We start from the raw sequence: 17,917 nt of genomic DNA on the forward strand, positions 1-17,917 counted from the left end.
GCCCTTCAAGCTTTTCTGCGCATCTTGCGCATAGGTAAAGTGGACCCTCCGACCACATCCCAGTCCGTTTCGTCTTTCCCCCTGACCCACCGCCGGGAAGTCGCGGGAGTATTCGTCTTCCGCCTGGGGTGCGCTTTGAAACGCAGCCCTCCACCACCTGGCGAAAGAGTCCATGCTCTCCCGCAGCCAGGACACTCCACCAGCGAGACACCACTCTGCTCAAAACGCTTGATATCGATAGGCACGCCCCCAGAAAACGTGCATTTGTCCGATGCGGCGACTTCGGACACAGCCTTCCTCCGAGATGGTGTTCCAACCACCTGTTCTGTAGAGGGGATCGGTGGAATCTTCTGCTCTTCGTTTGGGGAAGAGGTCTGTTCTGCTTGCTTCTCACCCATCTGCACAGGTTCAGCTCTCTCAGCGCGATCTGCTTTGACGCTTGGCCCTACTCCATCAATGATCCAAAGGGTATTGCGGCGGAGCACGAGCAGTGTTGCGGCTTTCTCTAGCATCTCGATCAACACATCCGTGGACTTTGCCTCATATGACCATTCGAGAGCAGTTTTTACGAGCTTCATCAGATAATTCATCGTGACGCGGCCTGAGTGGATCGGGTCGAGGACTGGATTCGTGAGCCAAGTGTAGATAGAACTTCCCCATCGGAGCAAGTTGAGTTGGGGAAGGGCGGGCGCGTACACCTTTTCCAATGCCGCTAAGATCTCTCGCACTTCTTCGCTGGTGTGTCCTTCTATCCGGCAATATGGTTCGAGTTGGTCGAGGCGGCGGAAGAATTGCTGCCACGTGGTCTCTGGCTGATCAAAATATTCTTTCAGGGGGATCGTGTTTCCTCGCCCGGCAGCGACCAGGCACACGCCAAACGGATGGTCATACTGTAAGTGCCCCTGGTCCGTCAGTTCCTTGAGAAACATCAGGTGCTCAAGCGAGAGATCATGTGCATCGTCCACCACGAGACACTCCGTCCCAGATTGGTGAAGGTGTCCCATGAGGCGGGGCTTTCGGGTGCGCCAATGTCCTTTCGACTGCACACCAAGTGCCGCGTAGAGTTGGTCGCCCAGGGCCTGTTCATCCTCATCATTTTTTGGAGCCACCACCGCCAGGATCGCGCTACGGCCAGCCGTTTTGATCATCTCGCGAATGCCCACGGTCTTGCCTGAACCCGGATCTGCCACGATCACATGCCAACTCCGCTTGTCCCAGGCGTAACGCAGCATGGCTTGAAAACGGATTTCAAAGGGCGTTTCGATGTAAATGTTCTTGCGAAAGATGGGGTGGGTCATGAAAGTCTCTCCTCCCCAAGCTGGACGCGGAGCGTACGGACTGGACGATCAGCGTCGGCATCGGGAACCGCTCTCTTGATTTTAGGTGGGGCTAGTTTCTTCGTCTCGATGTCCGCTAAGCGCTCAGTGACTTCGGCGGGGTGGATCTCTTCCCGTTGGCGATCCCATTGACGTGCTTGCTCGTTTGCACGAATCTCGGTGCTACGACGTTTCCGCGCATGCGCTGCTTCGTCCTGAATACGCGCGCGGACCTCTCGCCCTTGCGAACGCGCGAGTTTCGCCTGCTTCTCATCGTGTTTACGCATGGCACGGGCCTCCCATTCGCTGACGCGGCTCCCCATCAATTGTGGGCAGTAGGCTTCTCCAACGTAGATACCATCCACGAACAAATAGAGCACACTGATATCGCGCCGGTCAAAGTACACCTCGAATTCGCGCCCCTTGAGCCGCGAGAGCAAGCCGGGGCAGACGTACCAACGCCCATGAAATGAGAGCCGGTTGGTATCTGCGACCTGATAGCCCTGGCCCGGCCTCTTCCGGTTTTGCGCTTTCATGAGCAGCAGTTTCAGGTCGTCAGGATATCCCAGGTACTGTGGCACCCCGCTTTGCGCTGCGGCCTGCTCCCAAAGCACGGCGCGCCGTTGTCGTCGTAGTTCGTCCCAGGCTTGCTGGTAGTCGTCTACCACCGCCTGAATGAAACAGCGCTCCAGTTCTTCCAGGGTCATGCCGCCCGCCTCTGCCGATACCTTCGCGTCATGGATGCCATAGCTGGTGTTGGGCAGGCGACGCTCAAAACGCTGAGTCATCCAACGGAAAAGATTTTCTACGGTTCCCTTCGCGGATGGAGCGTAAGGCGGGGCCTGCTCGGTAATGATACCGAGTCGATCCACCAGAACCTGCCGCGCGCGCTCAGAAGTGAAAATCTTCCCTCGGTCATGAAAGATGATGGCTGGCTTGCCGTAACATGGCCAGGAGTGCTGACAGCCCACGCGTCCCACCTGTTCATCTTTGGGCAAGAGCGCCATCGCATGTAGTCCTCCTCTTTGAGTGGTCCCAGAGCCAGCACAGCCCCAAGGATCGCCGCTGTTTTGACGCAAACAAGCACAGCAGCATGAACCCGTTTCGTGACTGCGATTCCATCAGGCGTCACGACATACAGTTCCAGCGAGTGCTCATCAACCTGAGTGAGCAGTGCTGGTGAGGGAATGGAAAGCGCAAACGATTGGGGGGATTCGCGGGCGCGAGGAACCGATTTCATCCCTTCGCGCACTGCCACGAGCGCATCATCGTTTTTGAGGCGATGAATCTCCCTGCGCACTTGATCGTAGGAGGGAAGCTTGACCGTCTGGCGCGTCTCCGCCGTGAGACGCGCAGCGAGCTGGCGCATCTCGGTATGCTCATGAATGGCAGCCATTGACAGACGTGTTGGCAGGATATACAACCGACGAATGCATTCGAGAAAAGCAGGATGCATGGTGGTTTTTCGTGCGTAGGAGCCAAGCGGAACGCAGGCAATCTGCCCCAGTTGCTTTGTTCGCCGAACCAATCGCGAAAGCGTTGTGCGTGCAATCCCTGACTCCGCTGCCACGCTGGTTTGAGTGGCACCAGCCAGCACTTGCGACACGGCGGCCAGGTTGCGGTGAAACTGGTCACGCCGCTTCTCATCAAGGGTAGACGCATCAAACGTTGGGCCTGGAAGCGATATGCTCGCAGACGGATGGGTGGCCGTGGGTATGGCTTCTGGTTCAGGCAAGAGCGTGTCGGGAAGTGGATGAGGAACCAGGGGGGAGCCTCCGGCGGGAGCAAGGCAAGAGGGAGCTTGCGGTCTAAGGTGTGCTGCTCCAGATCGACTAACAGGTGTCCCACTGCCGCACTGTCTCCTGCCACTTTCCAGATCGCCGCTTCGACGAGACTCTCAGGCCATTTCCCGGCGAGACGGCTCTCGATCTCTTCGACGCTGGCAACGTCTCCAATGGGCCAGATCTCCTGCAAAGCGATAGCAATGTCGTCAAAAGCAGGAAAGTGCTTGCGTCTGGCATGCAAGTAGACCAGATTGTAGTGGTGGTGTTTGGAAAGGCGACGCTCCGTTCCAATCCAGAAGGTGCCTCGTTGAATGCGTGATAAACGGCGAGCAGCCTCGGCTTTGGCAAGGCTGCGATCACTGCGTTTGTCGTCTTCCATGCCGGCCTCGGCAATGAATGGCGTTCCGTCCGAAAGATGGCCTACCACATCGGGCAGATACTCGTGTGGTTTCCCCTCGAACGCGTAGCCAATGGCGAACGGCGCATGCTTGGGGATCGGCAGTCGATAGGTTGCGGCAAACTGCGGGCCAATATCGCCACGTGCATAGCTGATCACCAGAGGATGGTACTCAAGCCACAAAAGTAATCGTTCTTCGAGTTGGCTACAGAATGGGAGCTTGACCGGGGCCGCCGCGCTGCTCAGCTTGAAGCTGGGAACCCACCCCGAAATGGAGCGGTTCGCGATTTTGAAGAGATCAATGCCTTCCGTGGCTGGCGAGCCCATTGGCGTCCCTCCTGTACGAGCAGAACCATCACCATCAGCTTGATGAGAGAAAGACACAATTTACAGTGCCTGGAGGAAGTATACTAGATGGAGAGCGCTTTTTCAAACGACAATAAGTATATTGATCACTCTTCGCGCTGATTGATCACTCGTGACCTCAAAACTTGACTGCTCTTGGCCTTATTTACCAATACCCGGAGGGAATGCCGATGCCGGGCATCCTGGGCGATCTGAGCGCGCTGACCCCGGAGGAGGAGGAGCGGCTGGAGATGGCCGTCGCCATCGTCAATCAAGCCTATGTGGACGCGCACCATGACGACAGTATGGAGATGCTGGCAGCGGATTACCTGGCGGCGCGGCAGGACACAGTGAACCTCCTGCACCAGTTCACCGATGATCAGCTGGCCGCTCCGGTGCCCACCGTCGTCGGTGACCAGGCCGCTGGCGACTTGTTTGCCGGGAGAGCGGAGCATGCGACCGAGCACATTACCTCGATTGAGGAAGGATTTCGTCAGGGCGTGTGACACTCCCCACGGGCTAAAGCGCTGTCACTTATACACAAGTCATGAAGGATGGAGAAGAGCGGCGAGATGAACGCCCTCCAAGACGTCCATCACCCGCATCCATCCTTTCCATAACGTCTGCCATCCAGGGGGACCATCGCTCTTGCGGTCGAGATAGCCTCCCAGGCGTGCAATGGCGTGCCACACTTCTTGGGCGGTAGTGATGCTGCGGTGACGTCGATCCAAGAAGACGATGACCTGGATGACTTTTTGCGAGACCACGTCGGTCGCTGGCATGTTTCCCGCTTGCTGTGCCGTGTGCCGAATGATCAACAAACGCAAGGCAATGGGAGTCAGCACCGCGAGTAATTTCCACTGAGCCTCCATGCTTTGCACGTTGTGATGTTCCATCCGACAGCCCGTTTTGAGGGCTTTGTGGCGCATCCTCCAGGAGCCAGCGCCAGCCATACCATTGCACCACCTCCCATGCCTCACTTGGGCAAGTGATCGGAAGCGTGGAAAACCGCGATCCATTCCAACGGCTCTTGTCCTTCAAGCGGCTGGGCTTCCCAAACCCGTATCACCCAGGCAACAATCTCCATTTTGCGTAAACACGCTCCGTGCAGAGGCGGCTGGACGCGTACCTTTTAGAAATTGATCTGTAAGCGTGCTTCTCGCCTGGGCTCGCGCCTGCTGGGCAGCAATACTCACCAGATGAGCATCCATGCCAGGAAGGGCACGAGCCAGGGTCCCCAGATGCACGCGCGTCAAGCTCGGCTTGCACATCCTCTTGAGAAACCTCCACGTTGCGATCCTGGGCCACTCGCAACACAAAGTCGTACCCAAGATCCTCACATGTTTGCCAAAACGTGTACACATCGCTGTTGCTATCGCTCACGTAGACCCATTGGTGGTGCTGAGGAACCCGCCCGATCTGTCGGATACTCTGTTCCCAGACCTGCGATTCTCGCTCCCGTTTTTTGCGCTCAGCCTTTGTCTCCCCAATGGGGCAAGCTGACGAATGAAAGGTGAGAGCATCATGCATCCCAAGATCGCCTGCGTTTGGGGGTCCATCGCGAGCACGGTGTGCAAACTGAAACCGATATCTTCTCGGCTGTTGCCCACTGGTCCCCGTCCTTTGAGAGCGTTATGGGTTGTGAAGTCAAACTCGGTCGTGTCAGCCAACAGGAGCGTACGAGAACATTGGGTCGCGGCGTGGTAGGTTTGGCTCCAGTGGGGGAGCAAGAGATCTTCATACCCGAATGCAGGGTTGCTCAAGAAACGATATCCCCCCTGCGTTTCTCCCCAGGTCTCTCGCGTCGTGAGGCAAGGAGGCTGATGGGTTCTCTGCCAGGGCGTTCGCGATCTTGATCAAACGATCAGTACGACGCGGATCTCTCAGTTCTGCTGCTCCGAAGGTCTGGACGGCCCATGTGTCAGCATGCTGCAAAGGTTCTTGTTCCATGAGCCTTCCTCCTTCGCTTGTTCTTGCTTTTCTTTTCAGCACGCCAACACTTGTGTGGAAGTGACAGGGCTAAAGCCCCGGGGGCTTCTCGGCTCACGCCGAGTTATGTGTGGGGTGTCCGCCCGAACTACTGCGCCAAGGGCGCAGATACTTCACCTGCAGGCGCAGGCAACGGCCTGGGACATGTCACCATGTTGACCGAGACCCAGGATATTCAGCGCGCCTGCTGCGTCACGCGGGCCTGTGGCCCTACAGTGCGGGCAACAGTATATCCTGCGGTGCTTGCTCCGCTCCCCGCATACGGGACACGTCTGCGAGGAATAGCCCTACCTCTTGATGGACAATTTTGAAAGAAGTCTCCAGCAGCACTGCTGGAGACTTCTCTGTTAAGCTGCCTCTATTTACAACCGTTGCTCCTGATATCCTAGATGGGGAGCGATTTTTCCAGGCATCGAAATGTCTAATTCCATCCTTCGGTGCAAAATCGGTCAGCCTTTCAGTTAATTTACCAATAAACTCCCCAGGGAGCGCGTTTGTCCTGAACCAATCTAATGGTATACCCATTATGATCCTCAAGAATCATTTTCAGGACATCTATCAGCCTTTGCAATTCTTGCCGCAAGATCTTAGGGTTCGACCGGAATGATAGTTTCGATTGCGCAAAGTTCATTTCTTGGATAAGACGCACTGCTCCTGCTTCTGACACTTTCAAAATATCGTCTTCCTGCATAACACACACAAGTTCCTTCTAGGGGTATGGTATGCCCGGGGGTGGCTGGACCTGCGCTTCATTGCACAGCTTTATCACAGTTCGTGGCTGAATTGATCAGCTCTCATATGACTTCGTCTGTACTCGATTGTTGACAATTGACTACAAAGTATGTTATAGTTATAGTATAAAATATGACATACCGCTTTAAAGTATGTCAAGAGAGATTTACAGAATGCTTGTTCTAATGTCGTTTTCTGTAGATTTTTATACGTTTTTAATATCTGATCAATGCCGATTGGATAAGGGGAAAATGTACAGACGGAGGAGACAACGGAATGGAAGAGGAAAAGAAGCTTACGCTAAAGCAGTGGCAGGTCAAGTCACGGCTAACAACGCAAGCTTTCGCGCGTGAGATTAAGGTTGATGCGCGAACCTTGAAAAATGCTATGATTGCTGGCAATCCGGTCCATGAAACGACCGTGTTGCTCATTATCGACGGAATGAAACGGTACTTTGCGCGATATCCGGAATATGCGGAAGGATACAAAATTCCGGAAAGTGCAGAGGATTTTAAGGATTTAGTGATTTATGACCCTGAGAAGCATCGAAAAAGCACGGCAGGGATAAAATTAAAAAAAGAGGTTGAGCAGCAATAACACATGACCATTCTGTTGTTGTGGGCGGCCTGGCCGCGATGGGCGCGACCAAGCCTCGCCTTGAGATACGGTTCAAGGCATTATTTATTATAATACTTGTAAAGGGAACAATAACAGACATTGCAAATCAATGTTTGACCTCATAAAGCTCACAATTGACTCACAAAGAGGCGCATCGTTCACGGTGCGCCTCTTTTATTTTTGTGCAAGAGTGTGTTATACTGTTGTTGTTTGAATACGTATGAGTGCAAACGAATACGTTTGTATTCATACGAACAAGCGATGGGGCAATAAAAAGAAAAGCCTGACAAGCGTGGGGACGCTTCCAGGCGGTGGTCCTGCTTTCGAATTCAGGACATGTGTATTGTAGCATTCTTGAAAGGACATATCTTATGTCACAAAGGATCATCCCGTATTCCTTCTCTGTGGAGAGAATCTATCCCTCCTTCAGCGGCATGACGGAGTATCCACAATTTACAGCAGCTCCGGTCATAACTCGCCCTGGCCAGGCACAGGGCATCTACATCACACTTCATGACCCTGATGCTGCCGAGGAAACAGCGGCAATGTTTGACCGCTGGTTTGCCACGCGATCTGAAATCTCCGTCGTCGATTATGGCACATCCGACAAACAAGGTTTAGGGTTCATTATTGTCGAATACCTTGAGTGCGATGTTGACCAGCTCTTTACTGCAATTTTGAATGATGTCGCAATTGTCGCTGACTACACGGTGTATGGCCGCGATCTGATGGAGGGATAACACCATGGCTGGAAGAAACGTTCTTGCTAATGCGCAATCACAGTTCAACCGCGTACATCACAAACTTGGAAGTAGCCCCTTGATCAACTGGATCCTGGGTGTATCCTCACTCTTTTTCTGGGGGTGTGCGAGCGTCATCCAGATTCAGACGAGTGAGTACCTGGCGATGGGAGCACAAACTCGCGTCGCCAACGTGTCCTGGGGTGTCTTGCTCCAGCCCTGGCTGATGATCACCGGGCAGGCTCCCATTGGATTTGCCACTGCCTGGCTCTACGGGTGGGTAGTGGAGCTGATCACCCTCATTTTTGCCCTGGCCCTTTCCGTGGCCGTCGCTAAGATTAGCGTTGCTAACCCAAAACTGGGCAGGGGCTTTTTGTACTGTGGTTTACTGCTGCTTGCCCTCAACAGCTATGCAGACTATAGCAGCTCGCCCGGGACCTCTCCTCTGGTCCAGTTTCTTATAGCGTTGGCAGTCGGTATGATGGCAGTTTGCGGCCTGCCGCTTTCCATAGGCCTGATTGAGCATGGTTTCCAGGAGCTATAAATCATGGACACAAACAACACTCAAAAGCTCGCCATCGCAGGCGCGACCACACTGGTCGCTGAACCTGTCTTCCTTATGGCTCATTATGGGGGTGTTGGTGTGATTGCTGGTCTGGCCGCTGGAGCCTTTGCCTATTGGTTGGCCGATGAGTTTAGTCCATCAGCAGAGGGGGAGGAAACTTCCCCAACTGCGGCCGCTGAGAAGGGCAGCCCAACAAAGAAGGACAAAGCACCAGGCGAATCATCACTCCTCTATCGCATGCTCAACGGCAAAAGTATGCGCAGCGAGGGCCAGGACGAGCAACAAAACAACGAGCCAGAGGCAGCGGACACGCAGCGACAGGAAGGCCCCTGGGTACCTCCGCAATTCCGTCTGGATGATGTACTCGCCGTCGTGCGCGACTTCAACCAGCAAAACAAATTGTACTTTGGTGATACCGAGGAGGGCGCGGCCTCGCTCAAGCTGAGCAAGGTCTACCACATTATGGACGTGGCGAGCAGCGGCAACGGCAAAAGCAATCGATTCCGCCTCATCATGATGCAAACAGTCACGTGTTGCGAGACCTACTATATTAACCCCCTCGCAGCCAACGTCAAACTGGTAGATGATGAGCGCAAGATTGAAGTGTGGAAACCGATTTTCGACCGGCTAGCAAATGGGCATCCAGTGAAAGAAGGACCAGAAATACACGAACTCATGACCTCACTGGTCGCTGAGATCAACACACGCAACGAGCAGGAGCAAGAAGGAGATTTCTCCTGGCGCGAGCGTCCCATTTTGGCATTTATTGACGAACTTCCCGAGGTAGCTGCTCGCTGCCCTGAAGCAATAGAGTTGCTTGATAAGATCGGACGCACTGGCCGCCAATTCTTTGTGTTTTGTTGCGTTGCCAGTCAGACAGCGCTTGTGAGTGAGATCGGGCAGTCAACCGCGGCCCAGGCGAATTACAAGACGCGCATCTATGGCGGCGGTGATAAGACCAGCGCCGGGCGCATGATGAAGGGGAAAGTGCCTGCTGACGTCGAGAAGACGCTGGCCACCAGTAAGGCAGGCCTGAGCCTCATGCTTGCTGAAGGGATGCAAGGCGGTACATATGTGCGCGCCCCCCTGGTGACCAATGAAGCATTGTTTGCATACCTGGGTTTGCCTGCGTTCCGTATGGAAGATTGGATCAAGAGCAAGCCATCTGTGCAACCGACACGCCGGATGGTTCCTATGACTGATCCGGCATTCCCCACTTTAACGCTTTTACGCAAAAATGAAAATAAGGCCGAAATGAGCTCAGGAAGCCCTCGTGAAAGCGTGAAAAGTGAAAGCCGTGAAAGCGTTAAACGCGTGAAAGGCCCCAATGAGGAGGCCATTCTAGAGGCGATGGACGCGCTTGCAGATGAGGGCCAGCCTCTCACCATCAATGCAATCGCAAAAAAAGCGGGCCTGACCTGGCGCAAGGCCGATGATATTGAGGATGTAGCCAGCTACTACGGATTTGATCTGGAGCGTGGCTCTGGTCGACCTACAAAAGAGGCCGCTAGATAGGAAGGAACCCATTATGCAGCAAGATGTGCAACCACAAAATCAACCGGACATCGCCTGCGGATGCCCCCGTTTTCAAACGCGGGGAGGAAGCAGGCGTTCCTTGTCGGAGTGGGGCAACGGAGGGGGAGCCTTTCCGGTTCGCTGCCCCGCAAAAAGAAAAGTAGACTATGAAACAAACCATCATTGCCAAACTCAAGTTGCACACCACCAGCGAGCAGCTCGCCCAGCTTCGTAACCTGCAGCTGGCCTATCGCGACGCGCTGAATTATGTCAGCCGCTACGCCTTCGAACATGGCAAAATGAGCAGCAAAAGGCGCTTGCAGGAGGGCACCTATCAAGAGCTTCGGGTGCTCTACGCCTTGCCGGCGCAGATGGCCTGTTCTGTCCCTCGCCAGGTAGGAGCGACCTACAAGGGCTTGTGGACCAAATACAAAAAGCATGCCGCCAGCCGCAAGGCCGGGGTGACCAAGAAACGCTACAAAGGACTCGACCAGCCGCCCCGCTATCTCTCTCCCACCGTGACCTATCAGCAGGGCCGGGACTACGGCTTCAAAACCGAGCAGCGTGTTTCGGTCCTGACCCTCTCCGGTCGGCTGATCCTTCCCTACAGCGGCTACGAGCGCTATGTGGCCCTCATCGAGCAGGGAACCTCCATCGGTACGGCGCAGTTGTGGTATGACCAGCGGAAAAAGCGCTTCTACTTGCTGGTGGCGCTCTCCCTGGAACTGCCCGATCCCGAGCCAGGCGACCTCTCCCAAGTGGTTGGGGTGGACGTCGGACGGCGGTACCTGGCGGTGACCTCGACCACTACTGGCTCGGGTGATCCTCTCTTCTTTTTGGGCAAAGAGGCGGTTGCCCAAGCTGACCACTACACCCGCCTGAGAAAACGACTTCAGCAGAAAGGCACTCGCGGCGCAATGCGCAAAGTGCGTGCGATTGAGCAGCGAGAGAGACGGTTGAAAGCTGAGACCAACCACTGCATTTCCAAGCGCATCATCCATAGGCACCCCGCGTCCCTCATCGGGCTGGAAGAGCTAACAGACATTCGAGAGCGCACCAAGCCAAAGAAGCACCGGCGCACAAAGCAAGGCAAAAGCAGCGAGCTGGTCTCCCCCAAGCAGCGCAGGGAAAACCGGCGGCGCTCCCAATGGTCCTTTGCCCAACTGCAGGCCATGATTGCCTACAAGGCGATGCTCGCCGGCTCAGTGGCCACCAAAGTCGATGCCGATTACAGCAGCCAGGCTTGCCCCAGGTGCGGGCACACCGCGCGGGCCAATCGGCCAGGCAAGGGCCTCGTCTTTGTCTGTCAGAACTGCCATTACACGCTCCATGCGGATCTGGTGGGAGCGAGGAATCTGGTGCTGCGAACGCTTCTGGTTTGGCAAGACTGGGCCAGAACGGGGCTGTTGTCGGTAGCCCCTGATACGTCGGACAGCGAAGCCAAAGCGGCACGCCTCTCAAGGTATGCCGAGTTGCGGTGGAGTCCAGACGCAAGCCCCTCGCTTCAGCGATGGGGTCACTGACTCTATTCACTCACGCAACGGTTTTTCTCGGGAACGCATGGGTGAGGAAGTGGCAGACGTCTTTGATGAGGAAGTCAGAAAAATGATAGCTCCTTTTCTGCAAGACGGGCTACTCACCTTGTCTGTGGTCAGTGAGGTGGTGTGGGGAACTCCGAAGGCGCTGCCACCCGTTCAAGCATGCTCCTAGTGGGTCAGTTGCCAAGTCTTGTCCGGTTAAGCCGCCCTGCGGTAATAGTGGACCGAGCGAATGCGTCGAGGAATACCGTGAATAGCGGTAGCCCCAGAACCTCCCACCCGATGCCGCCGTGCATAAGCTCAATCCCGGCGGGCATGCCGCTTGCCACCCCAGATAAACGGCGTGGGATGACGATTCCAACCGATGACAGCATCAGTCAGCCACTGCTTCAGGATTTCGACATCATAGGTATGATAGCCTTGCAGCGCTCGCCGTTTGATGATCCGTTGCACCGACTCCGCCATGTTGAGCCAGGAGCCCGCGTTGGGTGTGGAAAGTAAGAGAATGCCATGCTCAGCACACCATTGCACCAGACTGTGGCTTTTGTGCCCGGCCAGGTTGTCCCAGATCAACAGGATTCTGACAGGAGGGAAAAAGCGATCCAGCTGGTCGGCGGCGGGATAGATATCCCAATCTTGCCAACGCCGACCAATGGGCACTGTTTCAGGAGCAGGAGGACAGTGTTTCAGAATGGAGGTGAGTTCTCGCTGCAGCCAGGGATGCAGAATGGCATTGGTACTTTGTTGGACTGCTTCGGCGCGTAGTTCTCCTGTGGCGGGCCGCGCACAAGGTGAGCAACTTCGCGGTTTCTCCTCGGAGATATTGATGGGCCTGGCGTGCCGGCCGATGTTCGATCTGCCAGGAACTGCCGGGCTGCGGGATGGTCTGATACGGACCAGCCTCGTCTTCGCACCATACCTGGAGCCCAAGCCGTTCGCCGATCAAATAGGCCCGCTCAATTACTGCTGTTTTTTCCTGCGTATATTCATCATAGCTTTCTTCGACACGACCATCCTTTTTACGTAGGGTTTTGCCTGTCTCGCACCAGGTACGACTCTTTTGCCAGCTGTAACCAGCCCCATGGAGCGTGTAGAGAATGGTAAAGGTGCTCACCTGCGGCAATCCGCCGGGGGCTTCGCGCAAGGCACACCGTAACGTCGTGAGTGACCATGTCGCTGTCCCATCTTCCTTACGCACAGGACTGCGTTGGAGTTCTTGGAGAATGCGTGCTCGTTCGCTCGGGCCATACCTGCGTGGATGCCCGCTGCGAGGAAGGTCATCGAGAGCGGCTAGACCTCGTTCATGAAAGCGGCGAATCAGCCGGGTGACGGTTTTCTGGGCTTTCCAGCCTGCTGCTTCAGCGGCATCTGTCAGGGGTTTTCCCGCTGCAACAGCCAGCAGGGCAATGGCTCGTTGATGGCGGTTCAGGCGTTCGCTGGGAGCATGGCTAATACGGGTGAGTTCGCGGTGTTCGGCGTCCGTGAGAGGGCGAAGGCGTTGAGAAATGGGGTGGGACATACCGGGAATTCTTGAAGAGTCCTTTCATGGGTCAGAGATTTTTATTTTCCTTTTGAGTATGTCACAACCGGACAAGACTTGGCAAGTGACCCACTAGTGCAATCGTTCAAAAGAAAGTAGGAAAGTAGCCGATATGAGAAGGTATGCAACCCATTTTCATTCGACCACTCACCGAACCCGAGCGAGCCCATATCGAGGCTCGCTTACGCTCCGGCTCAGCCTTTGTGCTACGCCGTTGCCAGATCCTTCTGGCTTCAGCCCGTGGAGAGCGAGCCATCGCCATTGCGCGGCAACTGGGCTGCGACGACCAGACGGTGCGCAATGTGATCAAAGACTTCAACGAGCAGGGGCTCGACGTGCTCAAGAAGGAGTCCTGTCGCCCTCATCGGCTACGCACCAGCATTGCCGACGAGAATCTGCCAGCCCTGCGCGATCTGCTGCATCGCAGCCCGCGCGATTTTGGGATCGCGCGCAATCTCTGGTCTCTCCCACTGGTGGCGCAGATCTGCTTGTCACAAGGACTCGTGGCTGCCCCGACCACTGCTGCCAGTGTCCGCCGTGCGCTCAAGCGCTTGGGGGTCAGTTGGAAACGCGCCCGCGCGCTGGATCACCAGCCCCGATCCGCAGTATGCACGAAAAAAAAGGCTCGTGACCGCTTGATCGCGTACGCTCAACCCCGCTCTGATTGGGCCATTGGCTTCCTCGACGAGGTCTGGTGGAGCCGATTTGCTCTTCCACGCCTTTATGCCTGGCAAGACTCCGAGCACCCCGTCCGTTTGGTTGAGCAATCCTGGCAAAAGAATGATCCAGACCCAAAAGCATTGGCGTGCTATGGGGTTCTCTGGCAAAAGGGAACCACGGAGGAACCCGTGCGAGAGCAGATGTGGCTTCGTTTTGTCACAGGACGCCCGGTGAGTGAGATCACCATCCAGTTTCTGGACTGGTGTTGTCAGCAATTGGCCGCACAAGGCAAACGTCAGTGGCTCCTCATCTGGGACAACGCCTCCTGGCATGAAAGCCGCGAGAGTGCGCACCTGGATCAGAAAACACAACCTCGCGGTCAAACAAACGGGCGAAGGGGTACGGATTTTGCCTTTCCAACTGCCCACCAAAAGTCCCTGGCTCAATCCAATTGAGCCCAAGTGGGTCCATGGCAAACGCAATGTGGCCGAAACCAATGGGTTGCTTTCGGCTCATCACCTCGCTGAGCGGGTCTGTGCCTATTATGGGTGTGCATATGAGCCACATTTATCTCTTTCCGAAAAGGTTTCGTAATCTTGCACTAGCTCAGGAGGAGCGAGGCATCCGTTTTGGGATCTCGGAAGTCTCGTTTGTTTGAGTACTTACAAACTCCCATTTTGTAGAGATGCATGGCTTGCTATGCGTCTCTACTGCACTTTATTGTACTATGGTTAAAACCTTGCGAGCTTGAGGCTTGGGAGCGGTGCTGAAATGCCGGTTTCAGCTAGGAGCGTGGAGCAAGCGATACCGAGAGCATCGACCCTTGACTGGGGTGGGAAGACTTGCAGAACGAGAGCGAGCGGAAGAGAAAGATGCTCTCAAGTAGAGTAGGGGCCGGTCGCCCATTACTGGGTCGCCCGTACCCCTCTCTCCGAACCGGTACGTGCCGCTTCTCACGGCATACGGCTCTCCACTTCGCCTGAGTACTTGCTTCTGAGTTATCGGGACAGCATCAGCACATCCCACTTTCCTCTTCGGTGTTCTTCAGGCTCCGCTAGCTCACTTCCCCCCAGACAGAGTTGGTTTCGTCTGTGTTACCACAGCTTATCCCTCTTGCCGGTACTGCTCTATGCAGTCAGCACAAGCCATTACAGCCGCACATTGGGTAATATTGAGCTTCCGTCATCATGCAGGTGTAACCCTGTTTAGATGATCCCGCATTTTCAGCAGAGTGAGTTTAGACGTGCTCCAGGCGTCCCGTTCGTCCCGTATTGCCCTCGTAGAAAGGGTCTGCCAACATCGATGGATAAGGCCGCATCTGCATTCTATGTCCTTAGATGTTGGACCCAACGTTTGTAGTCACCTTCCGTTGGAGTCGCGGGTGAAGACCAGTAGGACTAGGATTGACGCAGTTTAGCATTCGCCATACACGTCTTGCACTAACCACCCAGAGGATTGGTGACTTCCTCTTACATGGCTGTCCTCGCATGCTATGGTCGCCCTCCTCTTTCGAGGGTTGGGGTAAGCGAGGAGTGCATAGAACCGTCCATCAGTTCTAATACCTTTTTGGTACACTCACTTTCTGCCGCTGATGCGGCGCACTGCAGGACCCCGCTCGCTCTCGGCACACAGTGCTCGGCCCACCTCAGACAAGGGCGGCATCGCCCGCGCTCCAGCTTGCCGCAGAAGTAAGATCCGAGGTAGAAAAAGATTTGCAGGTAATTGTTCCTCACTTCTCATACGCATTATGTGTCACTGGCGAGGACAAAGCGATTGTCAAATCACACTGCTCTATACCTGCCTTGAGCCATAGAGAAAAGGGCGAGAAAGCTTTCTCGCCCTTTTCTCGCTTTTTTGCGAGACTTCCTGGCTTGACTTCTCTGTGTTTCTACGTCATTATATGTATACATACGTAGTCGTACGAATTCATATGAACTTTCAAGAAAGGTCGTCAGCCACATGGAAGAAAAGAAACCAACGTCTTGCGCGCTCAGGCGTCATCAGAAGTTCGTGAGAGATGCTACCTGCCTTGTGTGTAATCCCTCTCTCCACCCGCAATCACTCCGCCAGATCCTCCTGGATCCTGCTATCGCCAGGTGGTATCAATCCCTCGTCGCCGGGACGTATTGTCATTGGCTCCGCTGTGAGAAGCCAGGCGTTCACTTCGATCAACTCCCCGACGGTCATTGGTGGTGCGACGAGCATCGCTATCATGGCCTGTTCCTGCAAGAGGGCGCAGCCAGAGACTTCCCTGCCTGGGAATACAGCGTAGGCCATACCATCCTGGTGGGCAGGCCCAACTGGTACAAGAGCACGACGCACGCGACTGTTGAAGATGTGCAGTGCCGCGTCGCGAAGTTACGCGGGATCTCCGTCGAGCTGCTGCCTCGGCTTTGCAGCCCTTCAACGCTCCAGCTCGAACAGCTCATTCAAGCGGACCGTCATATGGGTTTGCTGCGTGCAAACCCACGTCTCGCACTGAGCATCCCCAGGTGGATTGTTCGTGCTATCAACCAGACCCGCCTGATTTGCCCAGACAACGGCCGGGACGCGCACCCTCGGCTCCACGTGCGCATGCATCAAAACTAACCAAACGCGTATGTGGTTATGAAGTACAGTGGCAGAGGCGACAAGCATCCAAAGAAGCCAAGGCGATGAAAGCGTCCCAAGCCAAATCTCCTGGGCTATTCAGCCGACAACGAAAGTCACCTGATCTACTTTTAATTTAGTTCATCTCAGTGGCCTGCGGTGCATGACGCTTCCTTTGAGTTTCTTATCACGAGATCAGTAACAGGTTAAGTTCTTCTTGAATGAGTCCATTACTGTAGATGAAGAGAGGCTTGTTCGCATTGTTCGTTATAACCGTAGTCTTTCCTCCAGATTCGGCCAGTAACAACCTCCCCGCCTCAACATCCCATGGATTTGCTGTACGGCTCACGAAAGCATCTGCCCGTCCACAGGCAAGATAGGCAAGCTCGGTCACTGTTGTACCGAGAATGCGGGTTCTATGCACATGCGCGAACAGCTTTGCGAATATTTTCAATCCTTGTTCTACTATCTGAGGATCTCGTGCTGACGATAGGTCGCCAGCATAGACAAGAGCTTTCTGCAGTGAGGCATTATCTGAAACGTGAATCCTACGCCCGTTGAGATACGCCCCCTGACCACAAATGGCTGTAAATAATTCATCTCTGGTTGGAATGTAAACAACGCCTCCGAGTGTTGTCTGATTGACAACGAGTGCGATTGAAATAGCAAAGAGGGGACTCCCATGTTGAAAGTTCGCAGAGCCATCCACAGGATCAATTGTCCAATATTGATCCTGTCTCCCAATTATGCCTGCCTCTTCAGAAAGAATCCCAACATGTGGGGCCTCTTTTTGCAATTGAGCAAGGATGATCCGTTCCGACCCTAGATCGACATCAAGCAGTTCGTCTTTGTAGCCTTTCGTATGTTTAACCTTTGCCTGCCCCAGTCGCTCAAGAAGATAACTTCCAGCTTCTCTGGTTGCAGATTCAGCTATTTTGAGGAGCTCTGGTACATCTGAAATGGTGAGGATTTCGTTTGTCATCGATTATCTAGTCCACTTTCATGTATGGCATAATGAAATATCACGATACCTCTTCTATTTGATTTTACCTTCTATGTGACTGACCTTGGAACTCAACTACTCAAGATCAGTTTACGTTCCTGGTTTTAGCTCGTGACCATTTAAGAAACTAATTGTAAATTCGCTGGCAAACTATCCAGAGTGCGATATAAAGCACTAGTGATACAGCAAACGGGATTTTTACCGTGTGTACAAGAAATTCATGAATTACTTTCCCCTTTTAACTGAAATAACAATTAATACGATTGAGGCAGGCATGGAGTGTATATCTGCTTCTGGCAGGGAGGCTTTCAGGCTCAGAGAAATAGACAGAACCATAACCGTCATGTGTACGAGAAAAGCATAAGCCAGTTTATTTAATGGAGCGTAAATAGATTATGATGTACCTGTTAAATCAATGTAATCTTTGTTACATGTAACGAATGCTACAAATAATGGTTGTTACATTTTTAGGATCGTCTATTGGGTTGTGTGTAAATTTCCTCTGAAACATCCGGAGAAAAAGTAAACACGGCCATAGCTTTCCCGGTTTCATGCCAGGTGGCGCAGCTCTGCTGCATGATGTCTT

19 protein-coding genes and 1 pseudogene are annotated in these 17,917 nt (G+C 54.2%); 8 read left to right on the forward strand and 12 right to left on the reverse strand.

The features are described 5' to 3' along the window. Positions 1 to 5 precede the first annotated feature (5 nt). The 3 genes from KRAC_RS51850 to KRAC_RS51860 form a co-directional block, all read right to left on the reverse strand. On the reverse strand, positions 6 to 1,298 hold the full coding sequence (locus KRAC_RS51850) for an ATP-binding protein (protein ID WP_007921063.1): 1,293 nt from the start codon (positions 1,296 to 1,298) through the stop codon (positions 6 to 8). Further along, positions 1,295 to 2,323 (reverse strand): Mu transposase C-terminal domain-containing protein, encoded by a 1,029-nt coding sequence (locus KRAC_RS51855; RefSeq protein ID WP_040447532.1) that lies wholly within the window; start codon positions 2,321 to 2,323, stop codon positions 1,295 to 1,297. Before KRAC_RS51855 ends, KRAC_RS51850 begins: the two co-directional genes overlap by 4 nt. Positions 2,324 to 2,552: 229 nt before the next feature. Then, positions 2,553 to 3,824, reverse strand: a complete 1,272-nt coding sequence (locus KRAC_RS51860; protein WP_040447533.1) for a hypothetical protein — start codon at positions 3,822 to 3,824, stop codon at positions 2,553 to 2,555. A gap of 209 nt (positions 3,825 to 4,033) precedes the next feature. Between KRAC_RS51860 and KRAC_RS51865 the strand changes: the two genes are divergently transcribed. After that, positions 4,034 to 4,348: a hypothetical protein gene (locus KRAC_RS51865; RefSeq protein WP_007921064.1), complete on the forward strand. Its 315-nt coding sequence runs from the start codon at positions 4,034 to 4,036 to the stop codon at positions 4,346 to 4,348. Between the two features lie 39 nt (positions 4,349 to 4,387). On the opposite strand, the gene KRAC_RS51870 is transcribed toward KRAC_RS51865, so the two are convergent. From KRAC_RS51870 to KRAC_RS51885, 6 genes and pseudogenes are all read right to left on the reverse strand, one after another. Continuing rightward, a complete protein-coding gene (locus tag KRAC_RS51870; RefSeq protein ID WP_040447534.1) occupies positions 4,388 to 4,795 on the reverse strand; it encodes an IS4 family transposase in 408 nt (135 codons plus the stop codon). An 84-nt stretch (positions 4,796 to 4,879) separates the two neighbouring features. Beyond that, positions 4,880 to 5,113, reverse strand: a complete 234-nt coding sequence (locus tag KRAC_RS51875; RefSeq protein WP_040447535.1) for a hypothetical protein — start codon at positions 5,111 to 5,113, stop codon at positions 4,880 to 4,882. A 108-nt stretch (positions 5,114 to 5,221) separates the two neighbouring features. Beyond that, the gene (locus KRAC_RS73050; RefSeq protein WP_157508079.1) at positions 5,222 to 5,605 is read right to left on the reverse strand and encodes a hypothetical protein; all 384 of its coding nucleotides are present in this window, start codon (positions 5,603 to 5,605) and stop codon (positions 5,222 to 5,224) included. Next, positions 5,580 to 5,792 carry an IS4/Tn5 family transposase DNA-binding protein gene (locus KRAC_RS51880; protein ID WP_040447536.1) on the reverse strand — a complete coding sequence of 71 codons (213 nt, stop codon included), beginning with the start codon at positions 5,790 to 5,792 and terminating at the stop codon, positions 5,580 to 5,582. The genes KRAC_RS73050 and KRAC_RS51880 overlap by 26 nt, the downstream gene beginning before the upstream one ends. 152 nt (positions 5,793 to 5,944) lie before the next feature. After that, positions 5,945 to 6,103: pseudogene (locus KRAC_RS80435) on the reverse strand (zinc ribbon domain-containing protein); the annotation flags it as partial. A 194-nt stretch (positions 6,104 to 6,297) separates the two neighbouring features. Then, a complete protein-coding gene (locus KRAC_RS51885) occupies positions 6,298 to 6,522 on the reverse strand; it encodes a hypothetical protein (RefSeq protein ID WP_007921067.1) in 225 nt (74 codons plus the stop codon). 317 nt (positions 6,523 to 6,839) lie between these two features. Between KRAC_RS51885 and KRAC_RS51890 the strand changes: the two genes are divergently transcribed. The 5 genes from KRAC_RS51890 (at position 6,840) to KRAC_RS51910 (ending at position 11,524) form a co-directional block, all read left to right on the forward strand. Then, a complete protein-coding gene (locus KRAC_RS51890) occupies positions 6,840 to 7,160 on the forward strand; it encodes a hypothetical protein (protein ID WP_007921068.1) in 321 nt (106 codons plus the stop codon). 392 nt (positions 7,161 to 7,552) lie between these two features. Beyond that, complete coding sequence (locus KRAC_RS51895) at positions 7,553 to 7,921, forward strand: hypothetical protein (RefSeq protein WP_007921069.1); 369 nt, start codon at positions 7,553 to 7,555, stop codon at positions 7,919 to 7,921. A 4-nt stretch (positions 7,922 to 7,925) separates the two neighbouring features. Then, positions 7,926 to 8,465, forward strand: a complete 540-nt coding sequence (locus tag KRAC_RS51900) for a hypothetical protein (RefSeq protein WP_007921070.1) — start codon at positions 7,926 to 7,928, stop codon at positions 8,463 to 8,465. 3 nt (positions 8,466 to 8,468) lie between these two features. After that, entirely contained in the window at positions 8,469 to 10,001 is a 1,533-nt protein-coding gene (locus KRAC_RS51905) for a hypothetical protein (protein ID WP_007921071.1), read from the forward strand. Between the two features lie 167 nt (positions 10,002 to 10,168). Next, positions 10,169 to 11,524, forward strand: coding sequence for an RNA-guided endonuclease InsQ/TnpB family protein (locus KRAC_RS51910; RefSeq protein WP_007921072.1), 1,356 nt, complete (start codon positions 10,169 to 10,171; stop codon positions 11,522 to 11,524). Positions 11,525 to 11,839: 315 nt separating this feature from the next. Here KRAC_RS51910 and KRAC_RS77515 read toward each other — a convergent pair whose 3' ends face one another. Then, positions 11,840 to 12,199, reverse strand: coding sequence for a transposase (locus tag KRAC_RS77515; protein WP_007921073.1), 360 nt, complete (start codon positions 12,197 to 12,199; stop codon positions 11,840 to 11,842). A gap of 4 nt (positions 12,200 to 12,203) precedes the next feature. Beyond that, complete coding sequence (locus KRAC_RS68100; RefSeq protein ID WP_007921075.1) at positions 12,204 to 13,058, reverse strand: helix-turn-helix domain-containing protein; 855 nt, start codon at positions 13,056 to 13,058, stop codon at positions 12,204 to 12,206. Positions 13,059 to 13,201: 143 nt separating this feature from the next. Here KRAC_RS68100 and KRAC_RS77520 point away from each other — a divergent pair, with 143 nt between their 5' ends. Next, positions 13,202 to 14,194 carry a helix-turn-helix domain-containing protein gene (locus tag KRAC_RS77520; RefSeq protein WP_007904354.1) on the forward strand — a complete coding sequence of 331 codons (993 nt, stop codon included), beginning with the start codon at positions 13,202 to 13,204 and terminating at the stop codon, positions 14,192 to 14,194. Between the two features lie 1,504 nt (positions 14,195 to 15,698). Next, positions 15,699 to 16,328, forward strand: a complete 630-nt coding sequence (locus KRAC_RS51930) for a hypothetical protein (RefSeq protein WP_007921079.1) — start codon at positions 15,699 to 15,701, stop codon at positions 16,326 to 16,328. Between the two features lie 187 nt (positions 16,329 to 16,515). On the opposite strand, the gene KRAC_RS51935 is transcribed toward KRAC_RS51930, so the two are convergent. Next, on the reverse strand, positions 16,516 to 17,310 hold the full coding sequence (locus KRAC_RS51935) for an inositol monophosphatase family protein (protein WP_007921080.1): 795 nt from the start codon (positions 17,308 to 17,310) through the stop codon (positions 16,516 to 16,518). Positions 17,311 to 17,917 lie beyond the last annotated feature (607 nt).

The organism is Ktedonobacter racemifer DSM 44963 (assembly GCF_000178855.1).
GTDB classification, from domain to species: Bacteria; Chloroflexota; Ktedonobacteria; order Ktedonobacterales; family Ktedonobacteraceae; genus Ktedonobacter; species Ktedonobacter racemifer.